Origin of the sequence: Bradyrhizobium sp. STM 3566, from assembly GCF_045571445.1 — a bacterium.
In the GTDB taxonomy this organism is placed as follows: domain Bacteria; phylum Pseudomonadota; class Alphaproteobacteria; order Rhizobiales; family Xanthobacteraceae; genus Bradyrhizobium; species Bradyrhizobium vignae.
This window is the reverse complement of sequence record NZ_CP120692.1, coordinates 71647-98397: the sequence shown is the minus strand read 5'-3', so window position 1 is coordinate 98397 and position 26751 is coordinate 71647. Positions and strand designations below refer to the sequence as shown.

Here is a 26751-nt window from a genome sequence, read left to right as displayed (position 1 = left end):
GCTACGCCGCGGCAGCCCTCGCTACGATAGGGCTTGCCGAGCCGAAGCCGGCGAAGCCAGCGAAGGCTGGTGGAGCCAGGCGGGATCGAACCGCCGACCTCTTGCATGCCATGCAAGCGCTCTCCCAGCTGAGCTATGGCCCCTTAGTCCTTAACCGGGGTGAACCTGGTTGATCCCCCGGACCGGCGAGCCCTTGGCGACTCGCGCGGTGCACCCTTTTTCACAGATCAGGGCTGATCTCAAGTCTCTTCATCACCTCCGACATCACCAATGATGTCTGTCACGTCCTCATCGCCCTCTTCCTCGTCGGCAATGAAGGTCGAATCATCGTCATCGTCGTCGTCGAGGGTCTCATCGACCTCGATATCGTCCTCGGATTCGGGCACGACAGCCTTGACCTTGCCGGTGCTCTCCTCGGCATCGGCCTCCTCGAGCGAGACCAACTCCTCGGCCTCGGCCGGCTCCGGCGCGGTGTCCTGGGCCATGTTGCGGGTATCGCCGCCCCGTGCGCGCGCGGGCGCAATCGGCGCAATCGGCACCACCTCGCCGGTGTAGGGCGAGATCACCGGATTCTTGTTGAGGTCATAGAACTTCTTGCCCGTGGTCGGGCAAATACGTTTGGTTCCGAGTTCGGACTTGGCCACGGCAGGAATCCTGGGAATGTCTGAAAAGCGGTGCTTCACTTGGCTAGTTGGCGGCCGGCTGTCAATAGCGCATTACGAGAGAAAGACATGCTCGTGACGGGGCTCGGACCATGTGGTAGGTGCGCCCAGCCCCATAGGGCCTATTCAAGGACACAATCTTGACCCATTCCGACCAACCGAGGCCGCTCCAGTCTCGCGCCAGCGGTGCCCTGACCGGGAAAGTACGGGTGCCCGGCGACAAGTCGATCTCCCATCGTGCCCTCATCCTGGGTGCGCTCGCGGTCGGCGAGACCAGGATTTCGGGCCTCTTGGAGGGCGAGGACGTCCTCAACACCGCCAAATCCATGCAGGCACTCGGTGCCAGCGTCGAACGGACCGGAGATTTCGCCTGGAAGGTAAACGGGGTCGGAGTCGGGGGATTTGCCCAGCCCAAGGCGCCGCTGGATTTCGGCAACTCCGGCACCGGCTGCCGCCTCGTCATGGGCGCCGTTGCCGGCTGCCCGATCTCGGCGGTGTTCGACGGCGACGCCTCGCTGCGCAGCCGCCCCATGCGCCGGATCCTCGATCCGCTCGAAAAGATGGGTGCGAAGGTCGTCTCCGGCGGAGAGGGCGGGCGTCTGCCGCTGACCCTCCAGGGCGCGCGCGATCCGCTTCCGATCACGTACAAGACCCCGGTCGCCTCCGCCCAGATCAAGTCGGCCGTGCTGCTGGCAGGCCTGGCTGCGCCGGGCACCACGACCGTGATCGAGACCGAGGCCAGCCGCGACCACACCGAGCTGATGCTGAAGCATTTTGGCGCGGACATCACCTCGGTGCAGGAAGGTCAGCACGGCCGCCGCATCACGCTGGTGGGTCAGCCCGAGCTGCATGGCGCCAATGTCGTCGTGCCCGCCGACCCCTCATCGGCCGCCTTCCCAATCGTCGCGGCGCTGATCGTCGAGGGCTCCGACATCGTGCTGTCCGACGTCATGACCAATCCGCTGCGCACAGGCCTGTTCACGACGCTACGCGAAATGGGCGCCTTCATCGAGGAGAGTGAAGTGCGCGGCGATGCCGGCGAGCCGATGGCGCGCCTGCGCGTGCGCGCGTCAAAGCTGCGCGGCGTCGAGGTGCCGCCGGAGCGCGCGCCGTCGATGATCGACGAATATCTGGTGCTGGCAGTGGCGGCGTCCTTCGCCGAAGGCACGACGATCATGCGCGGCCTGCAGGAGCTGCGCGTCAAGGAATCCGACCGCCTGGAGGCCACCGCCGCCATGCTCCGCGTCAACGGCGTCAAGGTCGGGGTCTCCGGCGACGATCTTATCGTCGAGGGCCGCGGCCATGTCCCCGGCGGCGGCACTGTCGCCACCCACATGGACCATCGCATCGCGATGTCCGCGCTGGTGATGGGCTGTGCCTCCGATCAGCCGGTGACCGTCGACGACACCGCCTTCATCGCCACCAGTTTCCCGGACTTCATTCCGATGATGCGTTCGCTAGGGGCCGAGTTTTCATGATCATCGCCATCGACGGGCCCGCAGCCTCGGGCAAGGGGACGCTCGGCAAGCGCCTCGCCCACCATTACGGCTATCGTCATCTCGATACCGGGGTCATCTATCGCGCCGTGGCTTACGAGCTGATGCAGTCCGGTCACGATCTCCGCGATGAAGCGGCGGCGGTGGCGGCGGCGCTGGAGCTCGATCCCGAAAAGTTCGGCAATCCGGTGCTGAAGACCCAGAAGGTCGGCGAGGGCGCCTCGATCGTCTCGGCGATCTCGCGGGTCCGCGAGGTCCTGGTCAATTTCCAGCGGCAATTCGCTGCCGATCCGCCCGGCGCCGTGCTCGATGGCCGGGACATTGGAACCGTGATCTGCCCCCATGCCGACGTGAAGATATTCGTCGTCGCCGATCCCAAGGTCCGCGCCCATCGCCGGACCATGGAGGCCAGGGCGAGGGGGGAAGAGGCCGATGAGGCGGCCGTGCTCGCGGACATCATCCAGCGCGACGAACGCGACAAGAACCGGCCGGTTGCGCCTTTAAGACCGGCCCCGGATGCTTACTTGCTAGATAACTCCCAACTGGATATAGAAGGCGGCGTCCGGGCCGCCATCGACATTATCGAGGCCGTCCGAGCGGGCCGGTCGCGGGGTTAAGCCGCAGCCGTCATTGGAGGAAGCGCCCGCTCCCGTCTCTTTGATGTCGATATCTTCGGTCCCCTCGTTTCGGGGCCGGCGCGATCCAGGCTCCGGACAAAGATTTCCACGTATCGAACGCGCGGGCCTCAGCCGGCCCGCCTCCGCTGTTCCGCTGCAAAGCCGGAGCAGCGAGCGGTCGCTCGAAGGTTTTGCGGACCTTCCGACACTGCGTGTGCGATGCGCCCATGAACCCAACGGCCGGCAAGACATCCGCAACTGGAGAACAAATGGCTTCGACTTCTGCTGATACCTATAGCCCCTCGCGCGACGATTTCGCCGCGATGCTCGACGAGTCCTTCGCAGGCGGCAACCTGCAGGAAAGCTCCGTCGTCAAGGGCAAGGTGGTTGCAATTGAAAAGGACATGGCCGTCATCGACGTCGGCCTGAAGACCGAGGGCCGCGTTGCCTTGCGCGAATTTTCGGGCCCCGGCCGTGAGAGCGACCTCAAGGTCGGCGACGAGGTGGAAGTGTTCCTCGATCGCATCGAAAACGCCCTCGGCGAAGCCGTGCTGTCGCGCGACAAGGCGCGTCGCGAAGAGAGCTGGGGCAAGCTCGAGAAGGCGTTCCAGAACAACGAGAAGGTCAACGGCGTCATCTTCAACCAGGTCAAGGGCGGCTTCACCGTCGACCTCGACGGTGCCGTGGCGTTCCTGCCGCGCTCGCAGGTCGACATCCGTCCGATCCGCGACGTTGCGCCGCTGATGAACAACTCGCAGCCGTTCCAGATCCTCAAGATGGACCGCCGCCGCGGCAACATCGTCGTGTCCCGCCGCACGGTGCTGGAAGAGACCCGCGCCGAGCAGCGCCAGGAGCTGGTGCAGAACCTCGAAGAGGGTCAGGTCATCGACGGCGTGGTCAAGAACATCACCGATTACGGTGCGTTCGTTGACCTCGGCGGCATCGACGGCCTGCTGCACGTCACCGACATCGCATGGCGCCGCGTCAACCATCCGACCGAGGTGCTCTCGATCGGCCAGACCGTGAAGGTCAAGATCATCAAGATCAACCACGAGACGCACCGCATCTCGCTGGGCATGAAGCAGCTGCTGGACGACCCGTGGCAGGGCATCGAAGCCAAGTACCCGCTGGGTGCCCGCTTCACCGGCCGCGTCACCAACATTACCGACTACGGTGCGTTCGTCGAGCTCGAGCCGGGCATCGAAGGCCTGATCCACGTCTCCGAGATGTCGTGGACCAAGAAGAACATGCATCCCGGCAAGATCGTCTCGACCTCGCAGGAAGTCGACGTGCAGGTGCTGGAAGTCGATTCCGTCAAGCGCCGCATCTCGCTCGGCCTCAAGCAGACCATGCGCAACCCCTGGGAGGTCTTCGTCGAGAAGCACCCGACCGGTTCGGTGGTCGAGGGCGAGGTCAAGAACAAGACCGAGTTCGGTCTGTTCCTGGGCCTCGAGGGCGACGTCGATGGCATGGTCCACCTCTCCGACCTCGACTGGAAGCTTCCGGGCGAGCAGGTGATCGACAACTACAAGAAGGGCGACATGGTGAAGGCCGTGGTGCTCGATGTGGACGTCGAGAAGGAGCGCATCTCGCTCGGCATCAAGCAGCTCGAAGGCGACCCCTTTGCCGAGCCGGGCGATGTCAAGAAGGGCGCGGTCGTGACCTGCGAAGTGCTCGAAGTGAAGGAGAGCGGCATCGAGGTGAAGATCGCCGGTACCGACTTCACCACCTTCATCAAGCGCTCCGAGCTCGCGCGTGACCGCAACGACCAGCGCGCCGAACGCTTCGCTGTCGGCGAAAAGGTCGATGCCCGCGTGATCCAGTTCGACAAGAAGGCCCGCAAGGTCCAGGTGTCGATCAAGGCGCTCGAAGTCGCCGAAGAGAAGGAAGCCATCGCGCAGTACGGCTCTTCCGATTCGGGTGCGACGCTCGGCGACATCCTGGGCACCGCGCTCAAGAACCGCGAGAACAAGTAAGCGAAACGTTCGTTTCGCTGCATCGAAGCCCCGGCGCGAGCCGGGGCTTTTTTGTTTGGCTTGGCGGCCGTATTGCCCGTTACCCCATCTACCAGGGCTCCCAAGCCTTCATTTCTTCAAATTGCGCCCCAATTGATGTATCCAGATAAGCCGTTGGTCACGCTGTGACGGCACAACGCGCCCAGCCTTTCATTTGGAGACATTCCGATGTCGCTTGATTCGGACATCATCGTCGATCGCCGCAGGATCCGCCGCAAGCTGACGTTCTGGCGCGTGATGGCCGCGCTGATCGCGATCGCGGCGATTGCGAGCTTCGCGCTGATTGCGACACCCGGAGCACGCGGCACCTTTGCATCCGCCGGCTCGATCGCGCGCGTTCATATCGAGGGATTGATCCGCAGCGATTCCGATCGCACGCAGGCGCTGGAGCGGCTGGAGGATTCGCAGGCCGCTGCCGTGATCGTTCATATCAACTCACCGGGCGGCACCACCGCCGGCTCCGAGCAGCTCTATGACTCGCTCGTGCGGCTGAAGGCGAAGAAGCCGCTCGTCGTCGTGGTCGAGGGCCTCGCCGCCTCCGGGGGCTACATCACGGCGATCGCGAGCGATCACATCGTCGCCCAGCAGAGCTCGCTGGTGGGCTCGATCGGCGTGCTGTTCCAGTACCCCAACGTCTCCGAGCTCTTGAAGACGATCGGCGTCAAGGTCGAGGAGGTGAAGTCCTCGCCGCTGAAGGCGGCACCCAACGGATTCGAGCCGACAAGTCCCGAAGCGCGCGCGGCGCTCGATGCGCTGGTGAAGGACTCCTATGCCTGGTTCAAGGGCCTCGTGAAGGAGAGGCGTGGCATGGATGACACGCAGCTCGAAAAAGTCGCCGATGGCCGCGTCTTCACCGGCCGCCAGGCGATCGATCTCAAGCTGATCGACCAGATCGGCGACGAGAAGACGGCCGTGACCTGGCTGGTCGAGCACAAGAGCGTCAAGAAGGGGCTTCCCGTGCGCGACTACAAGCTCGAGCCGCGCTTTGGCGATCTGTCGTTCCTCAAGACCGCGGCCGCCGTGACGCTGGAAGCGCTGGGTTTGGGCTCGATTGCGCACCAGATCGGGCAAACCGGCGTCGCGCAGGCGGTCGATCGGCTCGGAATGGATGGAATGCTGGCGTTGTGGCAGCCGGCGGCGTCAAACTGAGCGGAGACAGGCGAGTTCCGTAAGTTTTTCCCGTTTGACGCGTGCCGGCGCAGCCCGCTTTTTCGGCATTTGTCACGCATTTTCACGACGCTCAACCTTGATTTAGCGTCTTGACAGATCACGGTATTTTCACGGAAATGGTCATCCGCACGCTTCCGGGTCCTATCTCTCGATGATCAAATCCGAACTTGTTCAGCGTATCGCCGAGCACAACCCGCATCTGTACCAGCGGGATGTCGAGAACATTGTGAATGCGATTCTCGAGGAGATCGTAGCGGCGCTTGCACGCGGCGATCGCGTCGAGCTGCGCGGCTTCGGTGCATTCTCGGTCAAGCATCGCCCTGCGCGCGCAGGGCGCAATCCACGCACCGGCGCCCATGTACCCGTCGATCAGAAGAGCGTTCCGTTCTTCAAGACCGGCAAGGAAATGCGCGAGCGGCTGAACCGCGACCATCCGGATCCCGGCGCGGCGGACTGAGGCCGGCGCCAGGGTTTTCCGCGGTCGCTCGGCATGCGGCCGGAAGCTGGATTCAAGGCGAGCGAAGCGAGATGCGAAAGTTCCTGACCGCGCTGATCGTGATTCCGCTGGGCCTCATCATGGTGACCTTTGCGGTGGCGAACCGGCAATTCGTCACGGTCTCCTTCGATCCCTTCGTCTCCGACGACCCCTCGTTCTCGGCTACGATGCCGCTGTTCCTGCTCCTGATCCTGGTTGCGGGGCTGGGCGTCGTGGCGGGCGGCTGTGCGGTCTGGTTCGGCCAGCGACACTGGCGGCGCGCCGCGCGCCGGCATGAGGCCGATGCCCGGGCTGCGCGGGGCGAACTCGCCGAGGCCCATGCGGCGGCGGCACGGCCCGAGGCGCAGCGCCTCCCCGTTCCCTCCGGGACAGGCCTTTACGGGCCCATCGGGCGAGACAAGCAGCGCGCGACGTTGTAGAAGCGGCCCGACCGAAAAACCCTGCGTTCCGGCCGCCTTGCGGCCTCCATTTGCTTTGAGATCATGTCCCTGCTCGTCAAGATCTGCGGCCTGTCCACGCGCGAGACGCTTCAAACGGCGCTCGATGCCGGCGCCGACATGGTAGGGTTCGTGTTCTTTCCGCCGTCGCCGCGGCACCTCTCGCTGGAACTTGGCCGTGACCTCGGTCGCCTGGTGAAGCAGCGCGCGCTCAAAGTGGCGCTCACGGTCGATGCCGACGACGCCACGCTCGACAACATCATGGACGCGCTGTCGCCGGACATTTTCCAGCTCCACGGCCAGGAAAGCGTCGCTCGGCTGCGCGATATCAAGCAACGCTTTGGCCGCCCCGTGATGAAGGCGGTGCCGGTCGCAGCAGCAGCCGATCTCGCCGTGCTGCCCGGCTACGCCGCGGTCGCCGACCGCATCCTGTTCGATGCGCGTGCGCCGAAGGACGCGACGCGGCCCGGCGGCTTAGGAGAGCCGTTCGACTGGCACCTGCTCGAAAATCTCGATCTGAAGCTGCCCTACATGGTCTCGGGCGGGCTGCACGCCGATAACCTGGCCGAAGCCCTCCGTGTCACCGGCGCCGGCGGCGTCGATGTGTCCTCGGGCGTCGAGAGCGCCCCCGGCATCAAGGATCCCGAGATGATCCAGGCCTTCATCCGCGCCGCGCGCGCCACCCAAGATGCAAGTCAAGAGTTGAGCGTCCGATGAACATCGCCAAACCGAATTCCTATCGCAGCGGCCCCGACGAGCGCGGCCATTTCGGCATTTTCGGTGGCCGCTTCGTCGCCGAAACGCTGATGCCGCTGATCCTCGATCTGGAGAAGGCCTACACCGCCGCCAAGGCCGACCCGGCCTTCCAGGCCGAGATGAACGGCTACCTCAAGAACTATGTCGGCCGGCCCTCACCACTCTATTTCGCCGAGCGCCTCACCGAGCATCTCGGCGGCGCAAAAATCTACCTCAAGCGCGAGGAGCTCAACCACACCGGCTCGCACAAGGTGAACAACGTGCTCGGCCAGATCATGCTGGCACGGCGCATGGGCAAGAAGCGCATCATCGCCGAGACCGGTGCGGGCCAGCACGGCGTCGCCACCGCAACGCTGTGCGCGCGCTTTGGCCTGGAATGCGTGGTCTATATGGGCGCCGTCGACGTCGAGCGGCAGCAGCCCAATGTCATCCGGATGGAAATGCTGGGCGCAAAGGTGTTTCCGGTGCAGTCGGGTACGCGCACGCTGAAGGATGCCATGAACGAGGCGCTGCGCGACTGGGTCACCAACGTGCACAACACGTTCTACTGCATCGGCACGGTGGCGGGTCCGCATCCCTACCCGACCCTGGTGCGCGACTTCCAGTCGGTCATCGGCAACGAGACCAAGGCGCAGATGCAGGAGATCGAAGGCCGCCTGCCGGATTCGCTGGTCGCCTGCATCGGCGGCGGCTCCAACGCGATGGGCCTGTTCCATCCGTTCCTCGATGATCCCAGCGTCGAGATCTTCGGCGTCGAAGCCGCTGGCCACGGATTGACGCAGCTGCACGCGGCCTCGATCGCGGGTGGCCGTCCCGGCGTGCTCCACGGCAACCGCACTTATCTCTTGATGGATGCCGACGGCCAGATCCAGGACGCGCACTCGATCTCGGCCGGCCTCGACTATCCCGGCATCGGCCCCGAGCATTCCTGGCTGCACGAGGTCGGCCGCGTGAACTATCTCTCCGCGACCGATGATGAGGCACTCGCCGCATTCCAGCTGCTGTCAAAGCTCGAAGGCATCATCCCCGCGCTCGAGCCGGCGCATGCCATCGCCAAGGTGATGGAGCTCGCGCCGAAGCGGCCTAAAGATCACCTGATGGTCGTCAATCTCTCCGGCCGCGGCGACAAGGACGTTCCGCAGGTCGGCGACATCCTGAGGGGCAAGAAGTGACCACGCGTATCGACACCCGTTTTGCCGAGCTGAAACGCCAAGGCCGCGCGGCCTTCGTCACCTATGTGATGGCAGGCGATCCCGATCCTGCGACCTCGCTCGAGATCGTCAAGGCGCTGCCGAAGTCCGGCGCCGACGTCATCGAGCTCGGCATTCCCTTCACCGATCCGATGGCGGATGGTCCCTCGATCCAGGCTGCAGGCCTGCGCGCGCTCAAGGTCGGCATGACCCTGAAGAAGACGCTGGAGCTGGTGCGCGACTTCCGCAAGGGCGACAATGTCACGCCGCTGGTGCTGATGGGCTACTACAATCCCATCTACATCTACGGCGTCGACAAGTTTCTGGCTGATGCCAAGACGTCAGGCGTCGATGGCTTGATCATCGTGGATCTGCCGCCGGAGGAAGATGACGAGCTCTGCATTCCCGCGCTGAAGGCGGGGCTGAACTTCATTCGCCTGGCGACCCCGACCACCGACGATAAGCGCCTGCCCGCGGTGCTCGCGAACACGTCAGGCTTTGTCTATTACGTCTCGATCGCTGGCATCACCGGTGCGGCGGCGGCGGACGCCAATGCCGTCGGCGAAGCTGTCGCGCGCATCAAGCGGCATACCGGCTTGCCGATCTGCGTCGGTTTCGGCATCCGCACCCCGGAGGCCGCGCGCGCCATTGCCGAGAAGGCCGATGGCTCGGTGGTCGGGACCGCGCTGGTCGACGCGCTCAAGAACAGCCTCGATGCCGAGGGGCGGGCGACCGCCAAAACCGTTAATGCCGTCGCCGAATTGACGGCGGCCCTGGCCCAGGGCGTCAAGGGCGCACAGCAGGCGGCGGAATAGGCCATAATTCCGCTTTGGAGCGGGCGGCACGGCGGCTTGCCGGGGAGAGGCCCGGGCGCCATATAACCCTTCAGGCGATCCGCGAGGCGGGATCGCACATCGGAGCAAACCATGAACTGGCTTACCAACGTGGTCCGGCCGAAGATCCGCAACATGCTGCGGCGGGAGACGCCGGAGAATCTTTGGATCAAGTGCCCGGATTCCGGACAGCTCGTGTTCTACAAGGACGTCGAGGCCAATCAGTTCGTCATTCCCGGCTCGAACTACCACATGCGCATGGGCGCGGTGGCCCGGTTGAAGTCGATCTTCGACAACGAGACCTGGTTCGATGTCGCGTTGCCCGAGGTCACGCCCGACCCGCTCAAGTTCCGCGACGAGAAGAAATATGCCGATCGTATCAAGGACGCGCGGGCGCGGACCAATCTGAATGACGCGGTCAAGGTCGGCTACGGCAAGCTCGAAGGCGCTGCCGTCGTCGTTGCCGTGCAGGATTTCGACTTCATGGGCGGCTCGCTCGGCATGGCCGCGGGCGAAGCCATCGTGCGCGGCATGGAGCTCGCTGTCGAGAAGAAGTCGCCGTTCATCGTGTTCGCCGCATCGGGCGGCGCGCGCATGCAGGAGGGTATCCTCTCGCTGATGCAGATGCCGCGCACCACCGTGGCGGTGCAGATGCTGCGCGAGGCGAAACTGCCCTACATCGTCGTGCTGACCAATCCCACGACCGGCGGCGTCACCGCGTCCTACGCGATGCTGGGCGATGTGCAGATCGCCGAGCCCGGCGCGCTGATCGGCTTTGCCGGCGCGCGCGTGATCGAGCAGACCATCCGCGAGAAGCTGCCCGAGGGTTTCCAGCGCGCCGAGTACCTCAAGGAGCACGGCATGGTCGACATGGTCGTGCACCGTCACGAGCTGCGCCCGACCCTCGCCCGGCTCTGCCGCCTGCTGACCAAGGCGCCGGCGCAGGAAGGCGCTTCGAAGCCGGCGCAGCCGGTGACGAGTCCGGCGCAGATCGTATCGGCCGCCGAGACGGCGCCGGCCGCGCCGCACGCGTGAACGCCTCCCCTGACACTGCAAAGACACCGCTCGGTGAATTGATCGGGCGGCTGTCGGCCCTGCATCAGAAGCGCATCGATCTCGGGCTGGAGCGGATGCACCGCCTGCTCGAACGGCTCGGTCATCCCGAACGCAAGCTGCCTCCGGTGATCCATATCGCCGGCACCAACGGCAAGGGCTCGACGCTCGCTTATCTGCGCGCGACGCTGGAAGCTGCGGGCTTGCGGGTTCACGCCTACACCTCTCCCTATCTCGTCCGCATCAACGAATGCTTCCGGCTCGGCCGCGTGGGCGGCGGCGTGCTCGTCGGTGACGACGAACTGCGCGCTGCACTGGAAGAGGTCGAGCGCGTCAATGCCGGCGAGGCCGCGACCGTCTTCGAGCTGAAGACCGCCGCCGCTTTCGTGCTGTTCGCGCAGAATCCGGCCGACGTGGTGCTGCTCGAAGTCGGCCTCGGCGGCCGGCTCGATTCGACCAACGTGATCGATGCGCCGGCGGCCTGCGTGATCACGCCGGTCAGCATGGATCACGTGGATTTTCTCGGCGATACGTTGGCGTCGATTGCCGGCGAGAAGGCCGCGATCATCAAGCGCGGCGTGCCCGTGACTTGCGCCGAGCAGATGCCGGAGGCGATGGCCGTGATCGAAGCGCAGGCGAAGCGAATGCGTGCGCCGCTGTTTGCCGCAAACGAGAGCTGGCACGTCAATGTCGAGCGCGGGCGACTGGTCTTTTCCGACGATCGCGGCTTGATGGATCTGCCGGCGCCGCGCCTGTTCGGCCGCCACCAATTCGCCAACGCCGGGCTCGCGATCGCGACTCTGCGCGCGATTCCGACCTTCAAGATCCCTCACGCCGCGTTCGAGGCCGGCATCGTCGGCGCCGAATGGCCGGCGCGGATGCAGCGCCTCACCTCGGGTGAGCTGCAGTCCTGGGGTCCGCAGGGCTCGGAGATCTGGCTCGACGGCGGCCACAATGCCGAAGGCGGGCGCGTTGCGGCCGCCGCGCTCGGCGATCTCGAGGAGCGCGTGTCGCGGCCGCTGGTCGTGATCGCGGGCATGATGGCCAACAAGGACGCGCAAGGCTTTCTCGCCAACTTCGCCGGTCTCACCCGGCACATCATCGCAGTGCCGATTCCCGATATCGAGAACGCGATGCCGGTCGACTGCCTTGCGGATGCCGCGCGCAGCCTCGGCATGCGCGTCGAGCCCGCGCCCTGCATCGAGGCCGCCCTGCGCGCCTTGGCGAAACTCGCCTACGAGGTGCCGCCGCGCATCCTGATCACGGGCTCGCTGTATCTCGCCGGCCACGTGCTGGCGATCAACGGCACGCCTCCTGCATGAGTTTCCGTGTCCCGGACAAGCGCAGCTCTTGGCAACGCGTAGCGTTGTCCAGGGCGGAGCGCTGATCCGGGATTCAGAACGCCGCAGCATGGGCCCGGCTCAGCAGCACCACTGCGCGCTGCGCTCGGTCCGGAGCAGGAGAGTGGGGAGCACAACGATGCGTTTCGCCGCGATTGCCGATATCCACGGAAACTACCTCGCGCTCGAAGCCGTGCTCGCCGACATCCACGCGCTGGGGATCACAGACATCGTCAATCTCGGCGACATGCTGAGCGGTCCGCTCGATGCGCGCCGAACCATCGAGATCCTGATGACGCTCGACGCCGTGCACGTGCGCGGCAATCACGACCGCTATCTGCTCGACCGCCCACCCGAGAAGATGGGCTCGTGGGATCGCCCGGCTCATGCACAGCTCAATGCCGCACAACTCGACTGGCTGCGCGTGCAACCGATGACGCGCGTGTTCCGAGACAGGGTCTTCCTCTGCCACGCGACGCCCGGCAGCGACGAGGTGTACTGGCTCGACACCGTGCATGCGGACGGCGCGGTGGCGCTGTCGCAGCTTGACCGGATCGAGCAATTCGCGGAAGGCATCACGCAATCGCTGATTCTCTGCGCCCACACTCATCTCGCCCGTGCCGTGCGCTTGCGCGATGGCCGGCTGATCGTCAATCCCGGCAGCGTCGGCAGTCCTGGTTTTCGCGACAAGCATCCATTCCCGCATGTCGTCGAAGCCGGCACGCCGCACGCGCGTTATGCGATCCTCGAGTTGGTGAGCGGTGTTTGGCAGGTCACGTTCCGCCACATCGCGTATGATCACGAGGCCATGGCGGCGCTGGCCCGTCGCAATGGGCAGCCTGAACTGGCGAACGCGCTCGCGACGGGATGGATTGCGTAGTCATGCCTCGTGTCCCGGCTCTGCGGTGCATCGCTTGCACGCTGCACCTAGTCCGGGACGCGAGAGCGAACCTCACCCGAGCAGCTTCATCGGCTCGGCCGCCTTCTGCTTCAGCTGTTCAAATGTGCATTGCCTCGGCGCCTTGTCCGGGCGCCAGCGCAGGATCGAGGTGCCGTGGCGAAAACGCTCGCCGCTGAAATGGTCGTAGCAGACCTCGATCACCAGCTTCGGCTTCAGCGGGCACCATTTGGCCGAGCGCTCGGTCGACCAGCGGCTCGGTCCGCCCGGCGCATTGCCGGTGAAGCCCGGCTCGCCAATCAATGCTTCGAGCCGACCGGTCAAGGCTGGCTTCTCCTCAGCCTTGATCGCGGAGGTGAAGCCGACATGGTGCAGCAGACCCTTGTCGTCGTAGAGACCGAGCAGCAGCGAGCCGACGACTTTCCGGCCGGCCATCTTGTTGTTGGCATAGCGGAAGCCGCCGACCACGCAATCGGCGCTGCGGAATTTCTTGATCTTCTGCATGCCATCGCGCGTGCCGGCCTGGTAGGGCAGGTCGATGCGCTTGGCGATGACGCCGTCCGAGCCGCCGCCGGATTGCGCCAACCATTTTTTGGCCGTGGCGTAGCTGGCCGTTGCCGGTGAGAGCCGGAAGATGCTGCCCTCGAGGTTGGCTTTCGCAAACGTCTCCAGCGCCGGCCGGCGCTCGTGCAGCGTCCTCTTGGCCAGATCTTTCTGCCGGGACGTCGCGAGCAAATCGAACACAAGATAGAGCGCCGGTGTTTCTTCCGAGAGCTTCTTCACGCGGCTCGCAGCCGGATGAATGCGCTGCAGGAGCGCGTCGAAGGAAAAGCTCTTTCGGTGCGGCACGACGATCTCGCCGTCGAGCGTGAAGCGATCTGCCTTCAACTTCAGCGCAGCGGCAACGATCTCAGGAAAATAGCGCGCAAGATCCTCACCAGACTTCGAGCGCAGATCGACGCTGCTGCCGTCGCGCGACAGCAGGCAGCGGAAGCCGTCCCACTTGGGTTCGTATTGCCATTGCTTGCCGCGCGGGATCTCGTCGACCGAGCGCGCCTCCATCGCAACGAGAGGGGACGATCTTCGATCGCGCTTTCGGGGAGAGGCTGGCAAGGGCGGGACTCGTCACACGCGGAACATGTCCCATCAACGCAAACGGCCGGCATTTCGCCGGCCGTTGTCGAAAATAAATGGATGCAGCGCGGATCAGACCGCGGAGGTGATCCACTGCTGCAGCTTCGCCTTCGGCGCGGCGCCGACCTGACGCGAGGCCATTTCGCCACCCTTGAAGATCATCAGGGTCGGGATCGACATCACACCGTACTTCGACGCGGTCTTCGGGCTCTCGTCGACGTTGAGCTTCACGATCTTGACCTTGTCGCCCATCGCACCGGCGATCTCGTCGAGAGCGGGCGCGATCATGCGGCAGGGGCCGCACCATTCGGCCCAGAAATCGACGACCACGGGGCCGTTCGCCTTGAGCACTTCGGTTTCGAAATCGGCGTCGGAAACCTTGCTAACGGCCATTGGGAATACCTCACTCGGTTGAAAGAGAATCGGCGCGACCCGGAATCGCGGCCGGGATCATGCGGTCAACCTATGAACGGCTCCTTGCCGGGTCAAGGACGCTCACATCGAGATGAAGGGATGACAGCGCCGCGTCCAGCGCGGGGGCCGAAATCTCCATATATTCAAGGGCCTCGGTCCAGAGCAGCACGGCGCGGATGGGCTTTTGGGGGTAAAGCCGCGTCAGCACCGCCCGGTACAGCGCAAGCTGGCGGACATAGGCGGCGGGCGCCTCAGCCGCGCTCTTGGGAGCCGCCTGGTTGGTCTTGAAATCGACGATCAGGACCTCATCGGGGCCCACGACCAGCCGATCGATCTGCCCCGACACCAGGGCCGGGGTGCGGCCCGGCCGCTCCAGCCGGCCGGCGATGGCGACCTCCGCCCGGCTGCCGGCGGCAAACACCGGGCCGAAACGCGGGTCAGTGATCAAGGTGAGCACCTTGTCGGCCAGTGCGGTGCGGTCGGCCTCCGGCCAGTCCGAGGCGTTGCGCGCCATGAAACCGAGCGCGGCCTCGCGCCGGCGCTCAATGGCGATGTCGGGCAGGGATTGCAGCAGACGGTGCACCAGCGTGCCGCGCTGCAGCGCCAGCGCGCGCGACTGGATTGATTCGCCTGACCGTACGCTGCGGCCCTCTTCGGCTGACTGGCCCGAGGGTCGCACGGGATCGTCGTCGATGGTCTCGCGCGGAGCCGGTGTTCGCAGCCAGTCCGGCAACGCGATGGTCTGCTGCACCGACGTCGCGGGCGTGCCCAGGGCCGCGACATCCTCCGGCCGAGCGAAGCGGGTGACCTTGCCGAGCGGCGTCTCGATCACCTGCTTGTCGAGGCCCGAGCCGGCGAGCCCGGTGCCGATGAGGTCGTACCAGCTCAGCTTGCGCACCGTCTTCATGTTGCCGGGCATGCAGCCGCCGACGATCAGCCGGTCCGCCGCGCGTGTCATCGCGACATAGAGCAGGCGGCGGTACTCGTCCTCGGTCTCCTCGATCATGGTTTTGCGCGCCTCGGCGACAGGCTTGGGATCGTCTGCCTTGCGGCCGGCCCAGACCACGATCTCACCGCCGTTGCCACGCGGCACCTGGATCAGCCGCAGCCGCTGCGAGTCCGCCGGCGACGACGTGGTGTCGACCATGAACACGACGGACGCCTCCAGGCCCTTGGCCCCGTGCACGGTCATCACGCGCACCTCGTCGCGCGAGATCTCCATGTCGCGCTTCACCTCGGTGTCGGCCGAGCGCAGCCAGGCCATGAAGCCCTGCAGCGAGGCCGGCGCCTTGCGCTCGTAGTTCAGCGCCAGCTCCAGGAATTCGTCGAGCGCGTCATTGGCTTCATGGCCGAGCCGGCGCAGGATGCGGGCACGGCCCCCGTCGCCCCCTAACAGCCAGGCGTAGAAGGCGAACGGCGTCTCCTCGCGCGCACGAATCTCGCAGGCTTCAAGGCGCCGCAGCGCGGCGGCGAACTTACCGCTTGTGCCTGCATGCTCGCCGAGCGCGCGGCGCAAGGATCCCTTGCGGTCCCAGGCAAGCTGGAACAAATCGTCGTCATCGAGCCCGAATAGCGGACTCTTCAGCGCCACCGCCAGCGCGAGATCGTCCTGCGGCAGCAGCAGCGCATCCGCAAGGTTCATCAGATCGATAATGGCGATGTGCTCGGTGAGCTTGAGCCGGTCGGCGCCGGCGACCGGAATGCCGGCGTGCTTCAGCGCCTGGATCACGGCGTCGAACGCGTTACCGCGCCGGCGCACCAGGATCAGCATGTCTCCATAACGCAGGGGGCGACGTTCACCCTCGTGCCCCGTCAGCGTGCCGCTCTCGACCAGCCGCTTGATCTCGGCCTGGATGCGGCGCGCAAGCTTGACCTCGGGGCTGGTGACGGCGACGCCGTCGAACGGCGCGCGCCAGCCCTCGATGTCTTGCCTGTCGTCGGCTTCAGCGAGATCCCACAACTCGATCACGCTCGGACCGGCATCGGCGAGCGCGTTGTGCAGGGGATGGCCGATCTCGACCGAATGAATGCTCTTGTAGATCGCGGGGTCACGGAAGACGTGATCGACCGAATGCAGGATCGTCGCGCCCGAACGGAACGAATAGGTGAAGGCGACCGGATCGAACTTCAGCCCGGCCGCGGTGAACTTGCGGTGCAACTCGCGCCGGCGCGCGTCGAACTCGTGCGGAGCCGCGCCCTGGAACGAGAAGATCGATTGCTTCTCGTCGCCGACGGCGAAGATGGTGCGGTTCAGCCCTTCGCGCGCGCCTTCGCCGGCGGTGAATTCGGAGATGATGTGCGCGACGATGTCCCATTGCCGAGGGCTGGTATCTTGCGCCTCGTCAATCAGCACGTGATCGACGCCGCGGTCGAGCTTGTAATGCACCCAGCCTGAGGCGACGCGATCCAGCATCGCCAGCGTCTTGTCGATCAGATCATCATAATCGAGCAGCCCGCGCTCCTGCTTCTCGCGCCGGTAGTTCGCGGCAGCGGCGGTCGCGATCTGCAGCAGGGCCGCGGTGCGGTCGCGAATCGTCACGGCGCGACGCTTTTCGATCAACCCACCGAGCCGCTGCGCCTCGGCCTCGAACAGGCGGGCGACGGACGGATTCTGGTCGCAAAACTTCTTGGTAAGCACCGCCTTGCGCGGCAGCTTGTCGTCGGTGAGGAAGACGCAGAGATAGGCGTCGACCTGAGCGCTGCCGGAAAACACCTTCGCCTCGCGGAGCCGGCCAGCCTGGTCATTGTCGGATTTGCTGCCATCCTCCAGCGCGAATGCGATCTCGTCCCAGCGCGAGCGCGGCAGGAACGGGCCATCCAGAATGTCGGTCTCGACGTCCTCGATGCGCTCGCTGACGTCAACGCCCAGCACCGCAGCCATCTGCGCCGCAGCGGCTTCCGCGTTGCCGGCCTCGTCGGTCCAGGCCATGAAATGATCACGGCTGAGACACGCCTCGCGCACGACCTCCTTGAAGGTGACATCGGCGGCGCTCGCCATCGCCGTCAGCAGCGCGCGGCCGGTGACGCTGTCAGGATCTCGCGCGGCGTCCAGCAGCACCTTCAGATTGGCGCGCTCCATCATGTCGGTCTGGTCGCGCTCATCGAGCACGGCAAAGCGCGCCGGCACGTTGGCCTCGAACGGGAACTGCTGGAGCAGGCGCGTGCACAGCGCGTGGATGGTCTGCACTTTCAGCCCGCCCGGCGTCTCCAGCGCACAGGCGAACAGTTTTCGCGCTTCGCGGCACAGCTTCGCGCTCGGGTGCGGGATGCCGACAGCGACAATCGCCTTCTTGAGCGCATCATCATCCAGCGTCACCCAGTGCCCGAGCGTGGTGAACACGCGCTCAGCCATGTTGGCGGCGGCGGCTTTGGTGAAGGTGATGCAGAGAATCTTCTCGGGCGGCACGCCCGACAGCAGCAGGCGGATCACGCGCTGCACCAGCACGTGGGTCTTGCCCGAGCCGGCATTGGCCGACACGAAGGCCGACGCAGTCGGATCGGACGCACGCGCCTGCCGCGCGCGCACCTCGTCGGGGATGGGACGTGGCAGCTTCACCATTCCTCGATTCCCAGGCCGCCGGCCGCGGACCATTCCTTGATCCGGGCGAGGTCGTCATAAGTGCCGTAGCGGTTCGCCCACATCGGCAGGTTCAGCGAGGTGTAGGGCTGGTTCTCGTCCTCGAAGGACCGGATCAGCGCTTCCAGCTTGGCGCGCGCCTCCGCGGCTGCGGTATCCGGCGGCTGCGGCTCGTCGCCCTGCTTATACTTGAGCTCTAGGATACGCTCCTCGCCCGGCGGATTGTTGCCGCTGAGCCGGACATAGACGAGCTGGCTCACGGAGGAGCCGGCATCGATATCGGGAAAACCGCCCTCGCGCAGGATCGCGGCTTCCAGCGTGAGCTGCGGCGACAGGCCCATGCGGACCTGCTTGCCGGTCGGCGGCTGGCCGGTCTTGTAGTCGAGGATGGCGTAGCTGCCGCCCTGGCGCCGCTCGATGCGGTCGGCGCGCGCGGAGAGACGGAAGCTGCGCTGATGATCAAGCATGATCGAGATCTCGCCATGGGTCTCCGCGACGATCGCCTCGATTGCATCGCGCCGTGCCGTCTCCCATTCGCCGAACCAGCGCGCGATGCGCTGAAAGCGCGGCCACCACAACGCGCGGGCCTCGGGCCGCTCCATCAGCGGCGCAAAATGCTTCTCGCCAATCGTGCGCAGCACGCGCGCGGGATCGTCGGGCAGGCGCGTTGCATAGGTTTCCGTGAATTCGCCGATTGCCTCGTGGATCGCCGAGCCGCGGTCGGCGGCCGACAGCGGCATGTCGACGGGGTCGAGCGCATCGAGCCGCAAAATGTATTTGGCGTAGATCGTGTAGGGATCGCGCAGCCAGTCCTCGATCGCGGTCACGGACATTTTCAGCGGCCGCGTCGCGCGCGGCGGGCGCGGCTCGGGCTGCTTGATCGGCCTGACTTCGTCGGGCTGGTCCAGCGCGCCTGCGAACTGCACGTATTTCTCGCCGGCGCGAACGGCCGCCTTCCAGAGCTCGTCGCCGGCAACCGCTTCCAATCGATGCAGGAAGCGCGAGGCCACCGCCGGCGCGCCGCCGGCCTTCGCCGAATGGGTGAGGATCACCTCGTCGCCGCCGAGCAGCTGCGCGAAGTCATGTGCGGAAAGGCCGATGCGGCGCTCCGGCAGATCGAGCCCGAGCTCGTGCCGCATCGGCCGGCTGAGCCAGGGATCGATGCGCGGCGCCGGCGGCCAGACGCCTTCGATCAGGCCGCCGATGATGATGCGGTCGGCCTGCATCAGGCGCGATTCCAGCGGGCCGTAGATCTGCAAGCGTGCGCCCGGCCTGTCGCGACGACGTACCGCGCGGTCACCGAAGGCGGTCTGGAACACGTCTGGATAGTCAGGCAGCGGCACCATCAATCCGCTGGTCGTGCCGCCGCGCAGGAGATCGTCGAGGACGCTGGCGAGCGCGAGGCCTTCGCGCTCCTCGAAGGCGAGCGGAATGCCCAGCTCGTCGCGCGACAGCTCGATCATGATCTCGCGATGCCGGTGCGCGAGCTCGGCGAAATCATATGGCTTCGACGTCGGAAGGCTCTCGATCGGCGCCAGTGCCTTCTGCAAAGCACTGATCAGCGCCTGGATGCGATCGAGATCCTCGGCCTTGAGACGTGCTCGGGGCTCGGCCTTGTGGAGCGCGGAGAGCTCGCTGCGCCACAGCTTTGCCAGCTCGTCGCGAAAGCGGTTGAACTCGCGCAAGAGGCCGGCTGTGCCCGGCGGTGGGCACGTGCCGCGCAGCACCGCCAGCTCCAGGCCTTCGATCGCCGCTCTCCACGCGCCGGGCGCACGGCCGAGCCGGCACAGCGGATGCTTCAGCATCGCGAGCAATGTCGGCGGCTCCAGGCCCTCGGTCGCGGCCTCTGCGGCAAGGCGCGCAAAAACGCCGGCCGAGGTTTCCATCAAGACGTCGCCGCCGGAATCGTCGAAGGCGAGATCCCATCGCGTCAGCGCCGCCATCACCCGCCGCGCCAAAGCGCGATCCGGCGTCACCAGCGCCGCGGATTTGTCGAGATGCCGCGCCTCACGCATCGCAATCGCGATCGCGAGGGCTTCCATCTCGGGATTGGGAGCCTCGACGACTGCGAGATTTCTCATGCCGCCCGCGATCTTTGCGGCGACTTCGGGCTGCTTCAGCCGGTCGTGCCAGACTTCCGTCTTGGCCGACGGCCGCATCGACTCCGACGCGAGCAGGTCGCGGCCGCCTTCCGCCGGCGGCTGAAGAATCTCGACGTCGCTGCGCTTGATGCCCAAGCGCTGCAGCAGGGCGTGCATGGCATATTGCGGATGGTTCGAGGCCGGATGCTCGGCGAACTTGCCGAGCGAATCGCGCACGCCGCCGATGCTGCGCCAGGCGTCGTCATCGAGATCGGTGTCGAGGCCCGGCAGCACCACCGCACCATGCGGCAGCGCGGCGACCGCATGCAGGAACTTTGCGGTGGCCGGCATCGAGCCGGTCGAGCCGGCCGCGATCACCGGCCCGTTCGGATGCGCGGTCAAGCGCCTCGCTTCCGCAGCGATCAGGAGATCGCGCCGCGCCGCGGGCTCGATGCGGTTGATCTCGGCGAGATGATTGGGCCAGGCGATGCGCGCGATGCGCAGGAATTCGAGCGAGTGCTGCCAATAGCGATCGAGGTTGTCAGGCACCAGAGCGTCGAGCGCGCTCCAGTCGACGCCGCGCGTCACCATGTCATCGATCAGACGCGCGAGGTCGCCGGCAAGTGCCAGCGTCGAGGCGGGGCCGCCGACCACCAGCGGCGCCAGCACCGGGCCCTTGGCCCAGGCCGCGACGAGCTGCGCCAGCGTCAGCCACCGCTCCAGCTCGCCGAGCCGCGGTGGAATGTCGAGCGGGGCGGCGGTCGAGAACTGCTCGTCCTCGTCGGCGAAAGCGAGCTCGTCCTCATCGATGTCGCCGAGCGCGACGATGCGCGGCAGCACCACGGCATCTGCCTTCATCTCGTCGAGGAAGATCTCGCGCACGACGCGCATGGCGCGCCTCGTCGGCAGATAGAGCGTGGCGTCGGCCAGCCGCGCCGGTTCCTTGCGCGCCTCGAATCCCTCGACCAGCCGGCCGTCGAGCAGGGCCGTGACGACCGTGCGCAGGAACGGAACTGAGATGGGAACGCTGAAAACGCGCATGGGCTGCCTGATTCGGGAATCGGGGCAATATAGGCAGGCGGACTCGAACGGTCATGGGTGCATGTGAGGTCTTTCCCCGCTGTTTGCTACACATCCGCTCTCGTGGCCCGGACGCAGCGCAGCACGTAGTGATGCGCTGTTGAGCCGGGGCCCAGATTACTTCGTTCCGCAAGTGAGGATGGACTGGGTCCCGGCTCTGCGGAGCGGCACCTTGTGCCGCTACCGCGTCCGGGACACGAGAGCGGACCTACGCCACGCTCTCCAGGAACGCCTCTTCCGCCGCATGCACGGCATCGGGTGTGCCGACATGCATCCAGACGCCGTCGAGGCGAAGGCCGAACAGCCGCTCCTGCTCGTTGGCGCGGTCGAACATTTTGGTCAGCGAGAACTCGCCCTTGGGGGCATCGGCGAAGATCGACGGCGACATGATCGCCGCGCCGGCATAGACGAACGGAACGACCTCTTTTTCCTTGCGCTTGCGCAGGGCGCCGTCGGGCAGCATGCCGTAATCGCCGCGGCCGCTATAGCCAATGCTGGTCGCGGTCGGCGCCATCAGCAGCAGGATATCCATGCGCGCCGGGTCGAAATTTTCAGCCAGCCGCGTCAGATTGGAGCGCACGCCATCGATCCACAGCGTGTCGGAATTGACGTGGAAGAACGGCGCGTCGCCGAGCAGCGGCAGCGCCTTGACCACGCCGCCGCCGGTGCCGAGCACCTGGTCGCGCTCGTCGGAGATGATCACGCGCGGAGATTGACGTGATGCGGTGTGGTTGATGATCTGGTCCGGCAGATAGTGCACGTTGACCACTGCTTCGGTCACGCCCGCCTGACCGAGCTTGTCGAGCACGTGGTCGAGCAGCGGCTGGCCCGCCACCGGCACCATCGGCTTCGGCATCTTGTCCGTCAGCGGACGCATGCGCAGGCCGAAGCCCGCAGCGAGCACCATGGCTTTGGTCGGTTTGACGGACATCCTTCGCTTTCTCAGACCTCTCGCGTTCGCAGCAAATCCTAGCACGAGGTTCGATCAGCCGCACCGCATCTGAACCGCCTTAACCACTCGCCGTGACGGTTGTACGACGGGTGTTGCCGTTACGCCCCAACGGTCGCGGAACGGACCTTTTTCTTTTTGTCGCCGAGCTTGAGGAAATTGACGCCGATCTGGTCGCCATTGACCCAGGCGAGTTCGCAGCGCCGGTACGCCAAGCCGGTGGACGACAGCAGGAGAAAGAATTCCTTCAGGTGCAGGCCCTCGACCGAACCGTCGATGGTCAGCTTGGCGCCGGTCTCGGAGACGTCCTCCATGGTGCACTCGCGCCGCCAGGTGCCGTCGATTCCCATCATCTGGGCCGGAATCCCGCGTTCGAAAACAACCCGGTTGTTGACGCGCTGATCCGCTTTCGCCGCCATCTGCCTCGCTCCAGCCCCGTATTTATCCGGCTGTCTCTCCGCCAGAATAGCGGAGTCTTGGCTAACAGGCGGTAAATCGAGCCCGGATCAGGCTTGTGGCGGGCGTTGGGGCGGCGGCACGTTGGCGAGATACCAGTCGCGCAAAGCGCCGAGCGCGGGATGTGCCAGCGAGCGCTGGAGATAGGTCCAGATCCGCGGCTGATGGCGCAGATAATGCGGCTTGCCGTCGCGGCGGTTGAGCCGGGCGAAGGTGCCGAGCAGGCGCGTATTCCGCTGCGCCGACATGATTGCATAGAGCTCGGCGAAGCCGGCGGCGTCGAAGCTGGTGTCCTGCGCGCGCCGCGATTTGATGTAGCGCGACAGCAGCGTCAGCTCGAGCGTCTCCGGCACGTCGATGCGGGCATCCTGCAGCAGCGACACCACGTCGTAGGATTGCGGACCGAGCACGGTGTCCTGGAAATCGATCACGCCGACACGTTCGATACCGCTGCGATTGCCGAGCCAGATCAGGTTCGGCGAGTGATAGTCGCGGATGATCCACGTCCGCGGCGCCGCCAGCGGCTTCTTCAGCAGCTCGCGCCACATCGCGAAAAACTCGGTGCGCGCTGCTTCGCTCAGCGGCGCGTTGCGGTCAGGCAGATACCATTCCGGCATCAATCCGATCTCGGTCAGCAGCGCCTCGATGTCGAAAAGGGGGATCTCGTAGGTCTGCCCGTCCAGCGGCAGCGTCTCCGGCAAGGCTCTGCCGTGCAGCATCGCCAGCACATCGGTGGCGGCCTCGTAGCGCTCGGCGATCGGGCGCGGCGGATCGCCTTCGATCACGCCTTCGCCGCCGAAGTCTTCGGTGATCAGGAAGCCGTGGTCCAGATCGGAATGATGGATCGCGGGCGCGGAGATTCCCTGCGCGCGCAGGCCTTCGTCGATCGCGACGAACGGCCTTACATTTTCGGCGAGGTGCACGGCGGCACTGTAAGATTTTCCATTGTAGAGGGCCGCGCCGTCGGGCCGCTGCGGAAAATTCATGAGGATGACGATCTCGTCGTCGCGCAGCAGCCGGGCATAGGAACGCGTCGAGGCGTCGCCATTCATACGCCGTCGCGTCGCGTCGATATAGCCGGATGCGTCGAGGAATTCGCGCAGCGCCTTCAGCCGCGCGACCTGCGCGGCGCACTTGCCATGACCGGTGATGTCGGCGGCGCGCGCATTCGAGCCCAGTGCCGGCCGGTGCGTCAGTGCGATGTCGATCCGATCCGCGGGCATGGCCGACGGCGCACGCTCCGGCCATTCGATCAGAACCAGCGTGGCGTCCGGCAGCGGCGACAGCCCGATCTCCTCGAGCTCGCTCTCGTCCTCGACGCGGTAGAGGTCGGCATGCAGCACCGGGAAGGGCGGCAGCTCGTAGCCCTGCACCAGGGTGAAGGTCGGGCTCGGCACTTCCAGCACCTCGTCGCCGGCGAGGTAGCGGATCAGCGCGCGTGCGGCAGCCGTCTTGCCGGCGCCGAGATCGCCGGTGAGGGTTATGACATCGCCGGATCCGACCAGCAGCGCGAGATCGGCCATCAGCTGGGCAGTGGCCGTCTCGTTGTGAAGCGCGACGGAGAATGTGCTGGGCGCTGTCATTCTGCGGCGTCGCGGTGCGCCGCCTGGTCGGTCGGGAAGTCGCAGATCACGACCGTGCCCCGGCCGACGATCGAATCCACCCGCACCTTGCCGCCATGCAGCTCGACGAAGGAGCGCACCAGCGACAGGCCGAGCCCGGCGCCGCGGTGACGCGAGCCCTGCGAGCGGCTTTCGAACCAGTTGAACACCTTGTCCTTCATGTCGGCAGGTATTCCAGGTCCGGAATCTGTCACGGTGAAGACCACGCTGCGTTCGGTGCGCCGGGCGCTGATTCCGACGGTGGAATCCTGTGGAGAAAACCCGACGGCGTTGGCGAGGAGGTTATAGAGCACCTGCACCACGCGCTTCTCGTCGCCGATGAAGCTGCCGACATCGGGCGCGATCTCGACCTTGAGGCGGATGCGGTCGGTGGCGAGCCGGTCCTGGATGCCCTCGGCGGCGAGCTCGATGGCCTTGCTGACATCGACTTGCCCGAGTTCCAGCTTCATCGCACCGGCGTCGATGGTGGCGAGATCCAGGATGTTATTGGTGAGCGCGAGCAGTGCGTTGGTCGACTTTGTGACGTAGTCGAGATACTCGGCCTGTTTCGGCGTCAGCGGCCCGGTCGAGGGATCGCTGAGGAAATGCGCGAAGCCGATGATGGTGGTGAGCGGCGAGCGCAGCTCGTAGGAGACGTGGTGGACGAAATCCACCTTCATCTGGTCGGCGGCTTCCAGCGCCTCGTTACGCTCGCGCAGCGCGCGCTCGACATTCTCGGTATCGGTAATGTCCTGGAACGTCAGCATGGTGGCGCCGTCGGGCAGCGGCCGGATCATGCCGTCGAGCACGCTGCCGTCCTTGCGCTCCAGCTTCAGCGGCACGTCGGCGCGGTTCTCGATCGAGGTGATGGCCTCGCGGATCTGGCGCCAGACCACGGGGTCGTCGAACAGCTGATGGCACCAGCCTTCCACCGTCTGGATATGCGGTTCGTCGCGCATGGCGTCGCTCGACAGCTTCCACATCCGGACGAAGGCCGGATTGAATAGCTGCGCCTTGCCGTTGCTGCCGAACACCGCGACGCCCTCGGCGAGGCTGTCCAGCGTCTCGCGCTGGACCCGGATCAGGCCGTCGAAGCGGCGGGCGAGGTCGAGGCTCTCGGTGACGTCGTCGAACAGATAGGTGACGCCACCTTCCGGGTTCGGCGTGGTGACGACCGAGAGCGCGCGGCCGTCAGGCAGGAACCAGGTGTCCTTGGCGGTTTCGACCGCGCGATAGGCTTCGTGCAGCTTGGCTTTCCAGGCGCGGAAGTCCGGCTGCTCCGGCAATTTGCGCGCGGCGCGGAGCTGGTCGAGTATGCTGGAATCGTCGGGATTGGCGTCGAGGAAGTTGCGGTCGAGGTCCCACAGCCGCCGGTAGGAATCGTTGTAGAAGGCAAGGCGCCGGTGGCCGTCGAACACGGCGACGCCGGAGGAGAGCTGGTCCAGCGTGCGGCGATGCGCCTCCGCCATGCGCACCAGCGCCGCGCTCAGCGCATCCGCCTCGCTGGCATCGATGGCGACGCCGACGCTGCCGCTGCCGACATTGACGGCCCGCACGTCGTAGATGCGCCGCTCGCCGCCGATCACGATCGGCAGCCGCGACGTGAAATTGGCCGTGTCCTTCAGCCCCCGCTCCATCGCACTGCGGTCGGCGCTGTCGAGCAGCTCGAGCTTCCGCTCCTGGGCATCGGTGACGCTGGTCGCCTCGGTGGCCCGGACATAGGCCGGATTGGCGTAGGTCAGCGCGCCGTTCGCGCCCTTGGCCCAGATCGGCCAGGGTGCGGCGGCGGCAAAGCCGCGCAGCATCTCGGTCTCGTAGCAGAGCGCGTTGTAACGCAGATTGGTTTCGGCCAGTTCACGCCGCAGTCCGGAAAGTTCACGAATCCGGACAATGGCCTGGCCGCCGATGGCACGACCGATAGCCTCCAGCGTGTGGCCGTGCGCCGTTGTCAGCGTCAGCTGGAACCCGTCGCCGCGGTCGCGCAGCGCATCGACCGCATGGTCCATCTGCAGCGCGGGTTCCGGCGGCAGCCAGGTTCCGAACGCCAGCACGCGCTGCGGCGAGGCGTCGCGCGGCAGCACCATCGAGATGTCGCCGGAAATCTGGGCGCGATTGTCCCCGGCCGGCCAGGAGATCAGGATCTGCGGCTCGGCGAACAGCAGCGCGCCGAAGCGGTCGGCCTGGAGTTGCAGTTCCCCGATCCGGGTGCGCAGCCGCGCCTCGTTGTTCGCCGTGCGCACCCGCGTGCGCATCAGCAGGATCGCGGCCACCACGGAGAAACCGAGCAAAGCCAGCGCGGTGGCGAGCACCGCGAGTTCCTGCCGGTTGAAATCCAGCATGATGGAGAGGGTGTCGACGACATCGGCGGCCTTGGCCGGCGCAGCCGACAGTAGCGCCGCGAAAGCGCCTCCCACCAAGCCGTTGCGCGCCAGCGATGTGCACGACAGCAGCGTCCGACGCATCGACACGATCACGCCTGACATAGTTGCCCCAAGA

General features: G+C 65.9%; 21 protein-coding genes and 1 tRNA gene. 12 read left to right on the top strand and 10 right to left on the bottom strand.

Going from position 1 to position 26751, the window contains the following annotated elements:
- Positions 1-67 precede the first annotated feature (67 nt).
- Both P6U27_RS00430 and P6U27_RS00425 read right to left on the bottom strand, forming a co-directional pair.
- Positions 68-143, bottom strand: a tRNA-Ala gene (locus P6U27_RS00430).
- A gap of 96 nt (positions 144-239) precedes the next feature.
- Entirely contained in the window at positions 240-644 is a 405-nt protein-coding gene (locus tag P6U27_RS00425) for a TIGR02300 family protein (protein WP_122400173.1), read from the bottom strand.
- A 158-nt stretch (positions 645-802) separates the two neighbouring features.
- Between P6U27_RS00425 and aroA the strand changes: the two genes are divergently transcribed.
- From aroA to P6U27_RS00365, 12 genes are all read left to right on the top strand, one after another.
- Positions 803-2140, top strand: a complete 1338-nt coding sequence (gene aroA, locus P6U27_RS00420) for a 3-phosphoshikimate 1-carboxyvinyltransferase (RefSeq protein WP_209296356.1) — start codon at positions 803-805, stop codon at positions 2138-2140.
- Complete coding sequence (gene cmk / locus P6U27_RS00415) at positions 2137-2775, top strand: (d)CMP kinase (RefSeq protein WP_129142370.1); 639 nt, start codon at positions 2137-2139, stop codon at positions 2773-2775. The genes aroA and cmk overlap by 4 nt, the downstream gene beginning before the upstream one ends.
- 269 nt (positions 2776-3044) lie before the next feature.
- Positions 3045-4751: a 30S ribosomal protein S1 gene (gene rpsA, locus P6U27_RS00410; protein ID WP_162500044.1), complete on the top strand. Its 1707-nt coding sequence runs from the start codon at positions 3045-3047 to the stop codon at positions 4749-4751.
- Positions 4752-4958: 207 nt separating this feature from the next.
- Positions 4959-5939, top strand: a complete 981-nt coding sequence (sppA, locus tag P6U27_RS00405) for a signal peptide peptidase SppA (RefSeq protein WP_122400169.1) — start codon at positions 4959-4961, stop codon at positions 5937-5939.
- A gap of 172 nt (positions 5940-6111) precedes the next feature.
- On the top strand, positions 6112-6417 hold the full coding sequence (locus P6U27_RS00400) for an integration host factor subunit beta (RefSeq protein WP_008539997.1): 306 nt from the start codon (positions 6112-6114) through the stop codon (positions 6415-6417).
- Positions 6418-6488: 71 nt separating this feature from the next.
- Entirely contained in the window at positions 6489-6875 is a 387-nt protein-coding gene (locus P6U27_RS00395; RefSeq protein WP_129142369.1) for a lipopolysaccharide assembly protein LapA domain-containing protein, read from the top strand.
- A gap of 63 nt (positions 6876-6938) precedes the next feature.
- Positions 6939-7610 (top strand): phosphoribosylanthranilate isomerase, encoded by a 672-nt coding sequence (locus P6U27_RS00390; RefSeq protein ID WP_129142368.1) that lies wholly within the window; start codon positions 6939-6941, stop codon positions 7608-7610.
- Positions 7607-8821: a tryptophan synthase subunit beta gene (gene trpB / locus P6U27_RS00385; protein WP_129142367.1), complete on the top strand. Its 1215-nt coding sequence runs from the start codon at positions 7607-7609 to the stop codon at positions 8819-8821. The genes P6U27_RS00390 and trpB overlap by 4 nt, the downstream gene beginning before the upstream one ends.
- Positions 8818-9654 carry a tryptophan synthase subunit alpha gene (gene trpA, locus P6U27_RS00380; protein WP_129142366.1) on the top strand — a complete coding sequence of 279 codons (837 nt, stop codon included), beginning with the start codon at positions 8818-8820 and terminating at the stop codon, positions 9652-9654. The genes trpB and trpA overlap by 4 nt, the downstream gene beginning before the upstream one ends.
- A 111-nt stretch (positions 9655-9765) precedes the next feature.
- A complete protein-coding gene (gene accD / locus P6U27_RS00375; protein ID WP_122400164.1) occupies positions 9766-10707 on the top strand; it encodes an acetyl-CoA carboxylase, carboxyltransferase subunit beta in 942 nt (313 codons plus the stop codon).
- A complete protein-coding gene (locus P6U27_RS00370; protein WP_407193554.1) occupies positions 10704-12047 on the top strand; it encodes a bifunctional folylpolyglutamate synthase/dihydrofolate synthase in 1344 nt (447 codons plus the stop codon). The genes accD and P6U27_RS00370 overlap by 4 nt, the downstream gene beginning before the upstream one ends.
- 157 nt (positions 12048-12204) lie before the next feature.
- The gene (locus tag P6U27_RS00365; protein ID WP_129142391.1) at positions 12205-12945 is read left to right on the top strand and encodes a metallophosphoesterase; all 741 of its coding nucleotides are present in this window, start codon (positions 12205-12207) and stop codon (positions 12943-12945) included.
- A 72-nt stretch (positions 12946-13017) separates the two neighbouring features.
- Here P6U27_RS00365 and P6U27_RS00360 read toward each other — a convergent pair whose 3' ends face one another.
- The 8 genes from P6U27_RS00360 to P6U27_RS00325 all read right to left on the bottom strand — a co-directional run bounded on the left by P6U27_RS00360 (position 13018) and on the right by P6U27_RS00325 (position 26738).
- Entirely contained in the window at positions 13018-14025 is a 1008-nt protein-coding gene (locus tag P6U27_RS00360) for an ATP-dependent DNA ligase (protein WP_129142390.1), read from the bottom strand.
- A 144-nt stretch (positions 14026-14169) separates the two neighbouring features.
- Positions 14170-14490: a thioredoxin gene (gene trxA, locus P6U27_RS00355; protein WP_074121876.1), complete on the bottom strand. Its 321-nt coding sequence runs from the start codon at positions 14488-14490 to the stop codon at positions 14170-14172.
- Between the two features lie 70 nt (positions 14491-14560).
- Positions 14561-18070, bottom strand: coding sequence for a double-strand break repair helicase AddA (gene addA / locus P6U27_RS00350; RefSeq protein ID WP_164936722.1), 3510 nt, complete (start codon positions 18068-18070; stop codon positions 14561-14563).
- The gene (addB, locus tag P6U27_RS00345) at positions 18064-21210 is read right to left on the bottom strand and encodes a double-strand break repair protein AddB (RefSeq protein WP_407193553.1); all 3147 of its coding nucleotides are present in this window, start codon (positions 21208-21210) and stop codon (positions 18064-18066) included. Before addB ends, addA begins: the two co-directional genes overlap by 7 nt.
- A 247-nt stretch (positions 21211-21457) precedes the next feature.
- Entirely contained in the window at positions 21458-22180 is a 723-nt protein-coding gene (locus P6U27_RS00340; RefSeq protein WP_129142362.1) for a nucleotidyltransferase family protein, read from the bottom strand.
- A 119-nt stretch (positions 22181-22299) separates the two neighbouring features.
- Positions 22300-22617: a PilZ domain-containing protein gene (locus P6U27_RS00335; protein WP_122400158.1), complete on the bottom strand. Its 318-nt coding sequence runs from the start codon at positions 22615-22617 to the stop codon at positions 22300-22302.
- Between the two features lie 87 nt (positions 22618-22704).
- Entirely contained in the window at positions 22705-24237 is a 1533-nt protein-coding gene (tsaE, locus tag P6U27_RS00330) for a tRNA (adenosine(37)-N6)-threonylcarbamoyltransferase complex ATPase subunit type 1 TsaE (protein WP_129142361.1), read from the bottom strand.
- Positions 24234-26738: a PAS domain-containing sensor histidine kinase gene (locus P6U27_RS00325; RefSeq protein WP_129142360.1), complete on the bottom strand. Its 2505-nt coding sequence runs from the start codon at positions 26736-26738 to the stop codon at positions 24234-24236. The genes tsaE and P6U27_RS00325 overlap by 4 nt, the downstream gene beginning before the upstream one ends.
- Positions 26739-26751: the final 13 nt, after the last annotated feature.

What these genes read in the sequence shown, in the direction of transcription:
- addA (WP_164936722.1), bottom strand. Translation starts at nt 18,070, where the DNA reads ATGGTGAAGCTGCCACGTCCCATCCCCGACGAGGTGCGCGCGCGGCAG.
- trxA (WP_074121876.1), bottom strand. Translation starts at nt 14,490, where the DNA reads ATGGCCGTTAGCAAGGTTTCCGACGCCGATTTCGAAACCGAAGTGCTC.
- P6U27_RS00365 (WP_129142391.1), top strand. Translation starts at nt 12,205, where the DNA reads ATGCGTTTCGCCGCGATTGCCGATATCCACGGAAACTACCTCGCGCTC.
- sppA (WP_122400169.1), top strand. Translation starts at nt 4,959, where the DNA reads ATGTCGCTTGATTCGGACATCATCGTCGATCGCCGCAGGATCCGCCGC.
- trpB (WP_129142367.1), top strand. Translation starts at nt 7,607, where the DNA reads ATGAACATCGCCAAACCGAATTCCTATCGCAGCGGCCCCGACGAGCGC.
- P6U27_RS00400 (WP_008539997.1), top strand. Translation starts at nt 6,112, where the DNA reads ATGATCAAATCCGAACTTGTTCAGCGTATCGCCGAGCACAACCCGCAT.
- rpsA (WP_162500044.1), top strand. Translation starts at nt 3,045, where the DNA reads ATGGCTTCGACTTCTGCTGATACCTATAGCCCCTCGCGCGACGATTTC.
- addB (WP_407193553.1), bottom strand. Translation starts at nt 21,210, where the DNA reads ATGCGCGTTTTCAGCGTTCCCATCTCAGTTCCGTTCCTGCGCACGGTC.
- P6U27_RS00395 (WP_129142369.1), top strand. Translation starts at nt 6,489, where the DNA reads ATGCGAAAGTTCCTGACCGCGCTGATCGTGATTCCGCTGGGCCTCATC.
- P6U27_RS00360 (WP_129142390.1), bottom strand. Translation starts at nt 14,025, where the DNA reads ATGGAGGCGCGCTCGGTCGACGAGATCCCGCGCGGCAAGCAATGGCAA.
- P6U27_RS00325 (WP_129142360.1), bottom strand. Translation starts at nt 26,738, where the DNA reads ATGTCAGGCGTGATCGTGTCGATGCGTCGGACGCTGCTGTCGTGCACA.
- P6U27_RS00335 (WP_122400158.1), bottom strand. Translation starts at nt 22,617, where the DNA reads ATGGCGGCGAAAGCGGATCAGCGCGTCAACAACCGGGTTGTTTTCGAA.
- P6U27_RS00340 (WP_129142362.1), bottom strand. Translation starts at nt 22,180, where the DNA reads ATGTCCGTCAAACCGACCAAAGCCATGGTGCTCGCTGCGGGCTTCGGC.
- accD (WP_122400164.1), top strand. Translation starts at nt 9,766, where the DNA reads ATGAACTGGCTTACCAACGTGGTCCGGCCGAAGATCCGCAACATGCTG.
- P6U27_RS00390 (WP_129142368.1), top strand. Translation starts at nt 6,939, where the DNA reads ATGTCCCTGCTCGTCAAGATCTGCGGCCTGTCCACGCGCGAGACGCTT.
- cmk (WP_129142370.1), top strand. Translation starts at nt 2,137, where the DNA reads ATGATCATCGCCATCGACGGGCCCGCAGCCTCGGGCAAGGGGACGCTC.
- tsaE (WP_129142361.1), bottom strand. Translation starts at nt 24,237, where the DNA reads ATGACAGCGCCCAGCACATTCTCCGTCGCGCTTCACAACGAGACGGCC.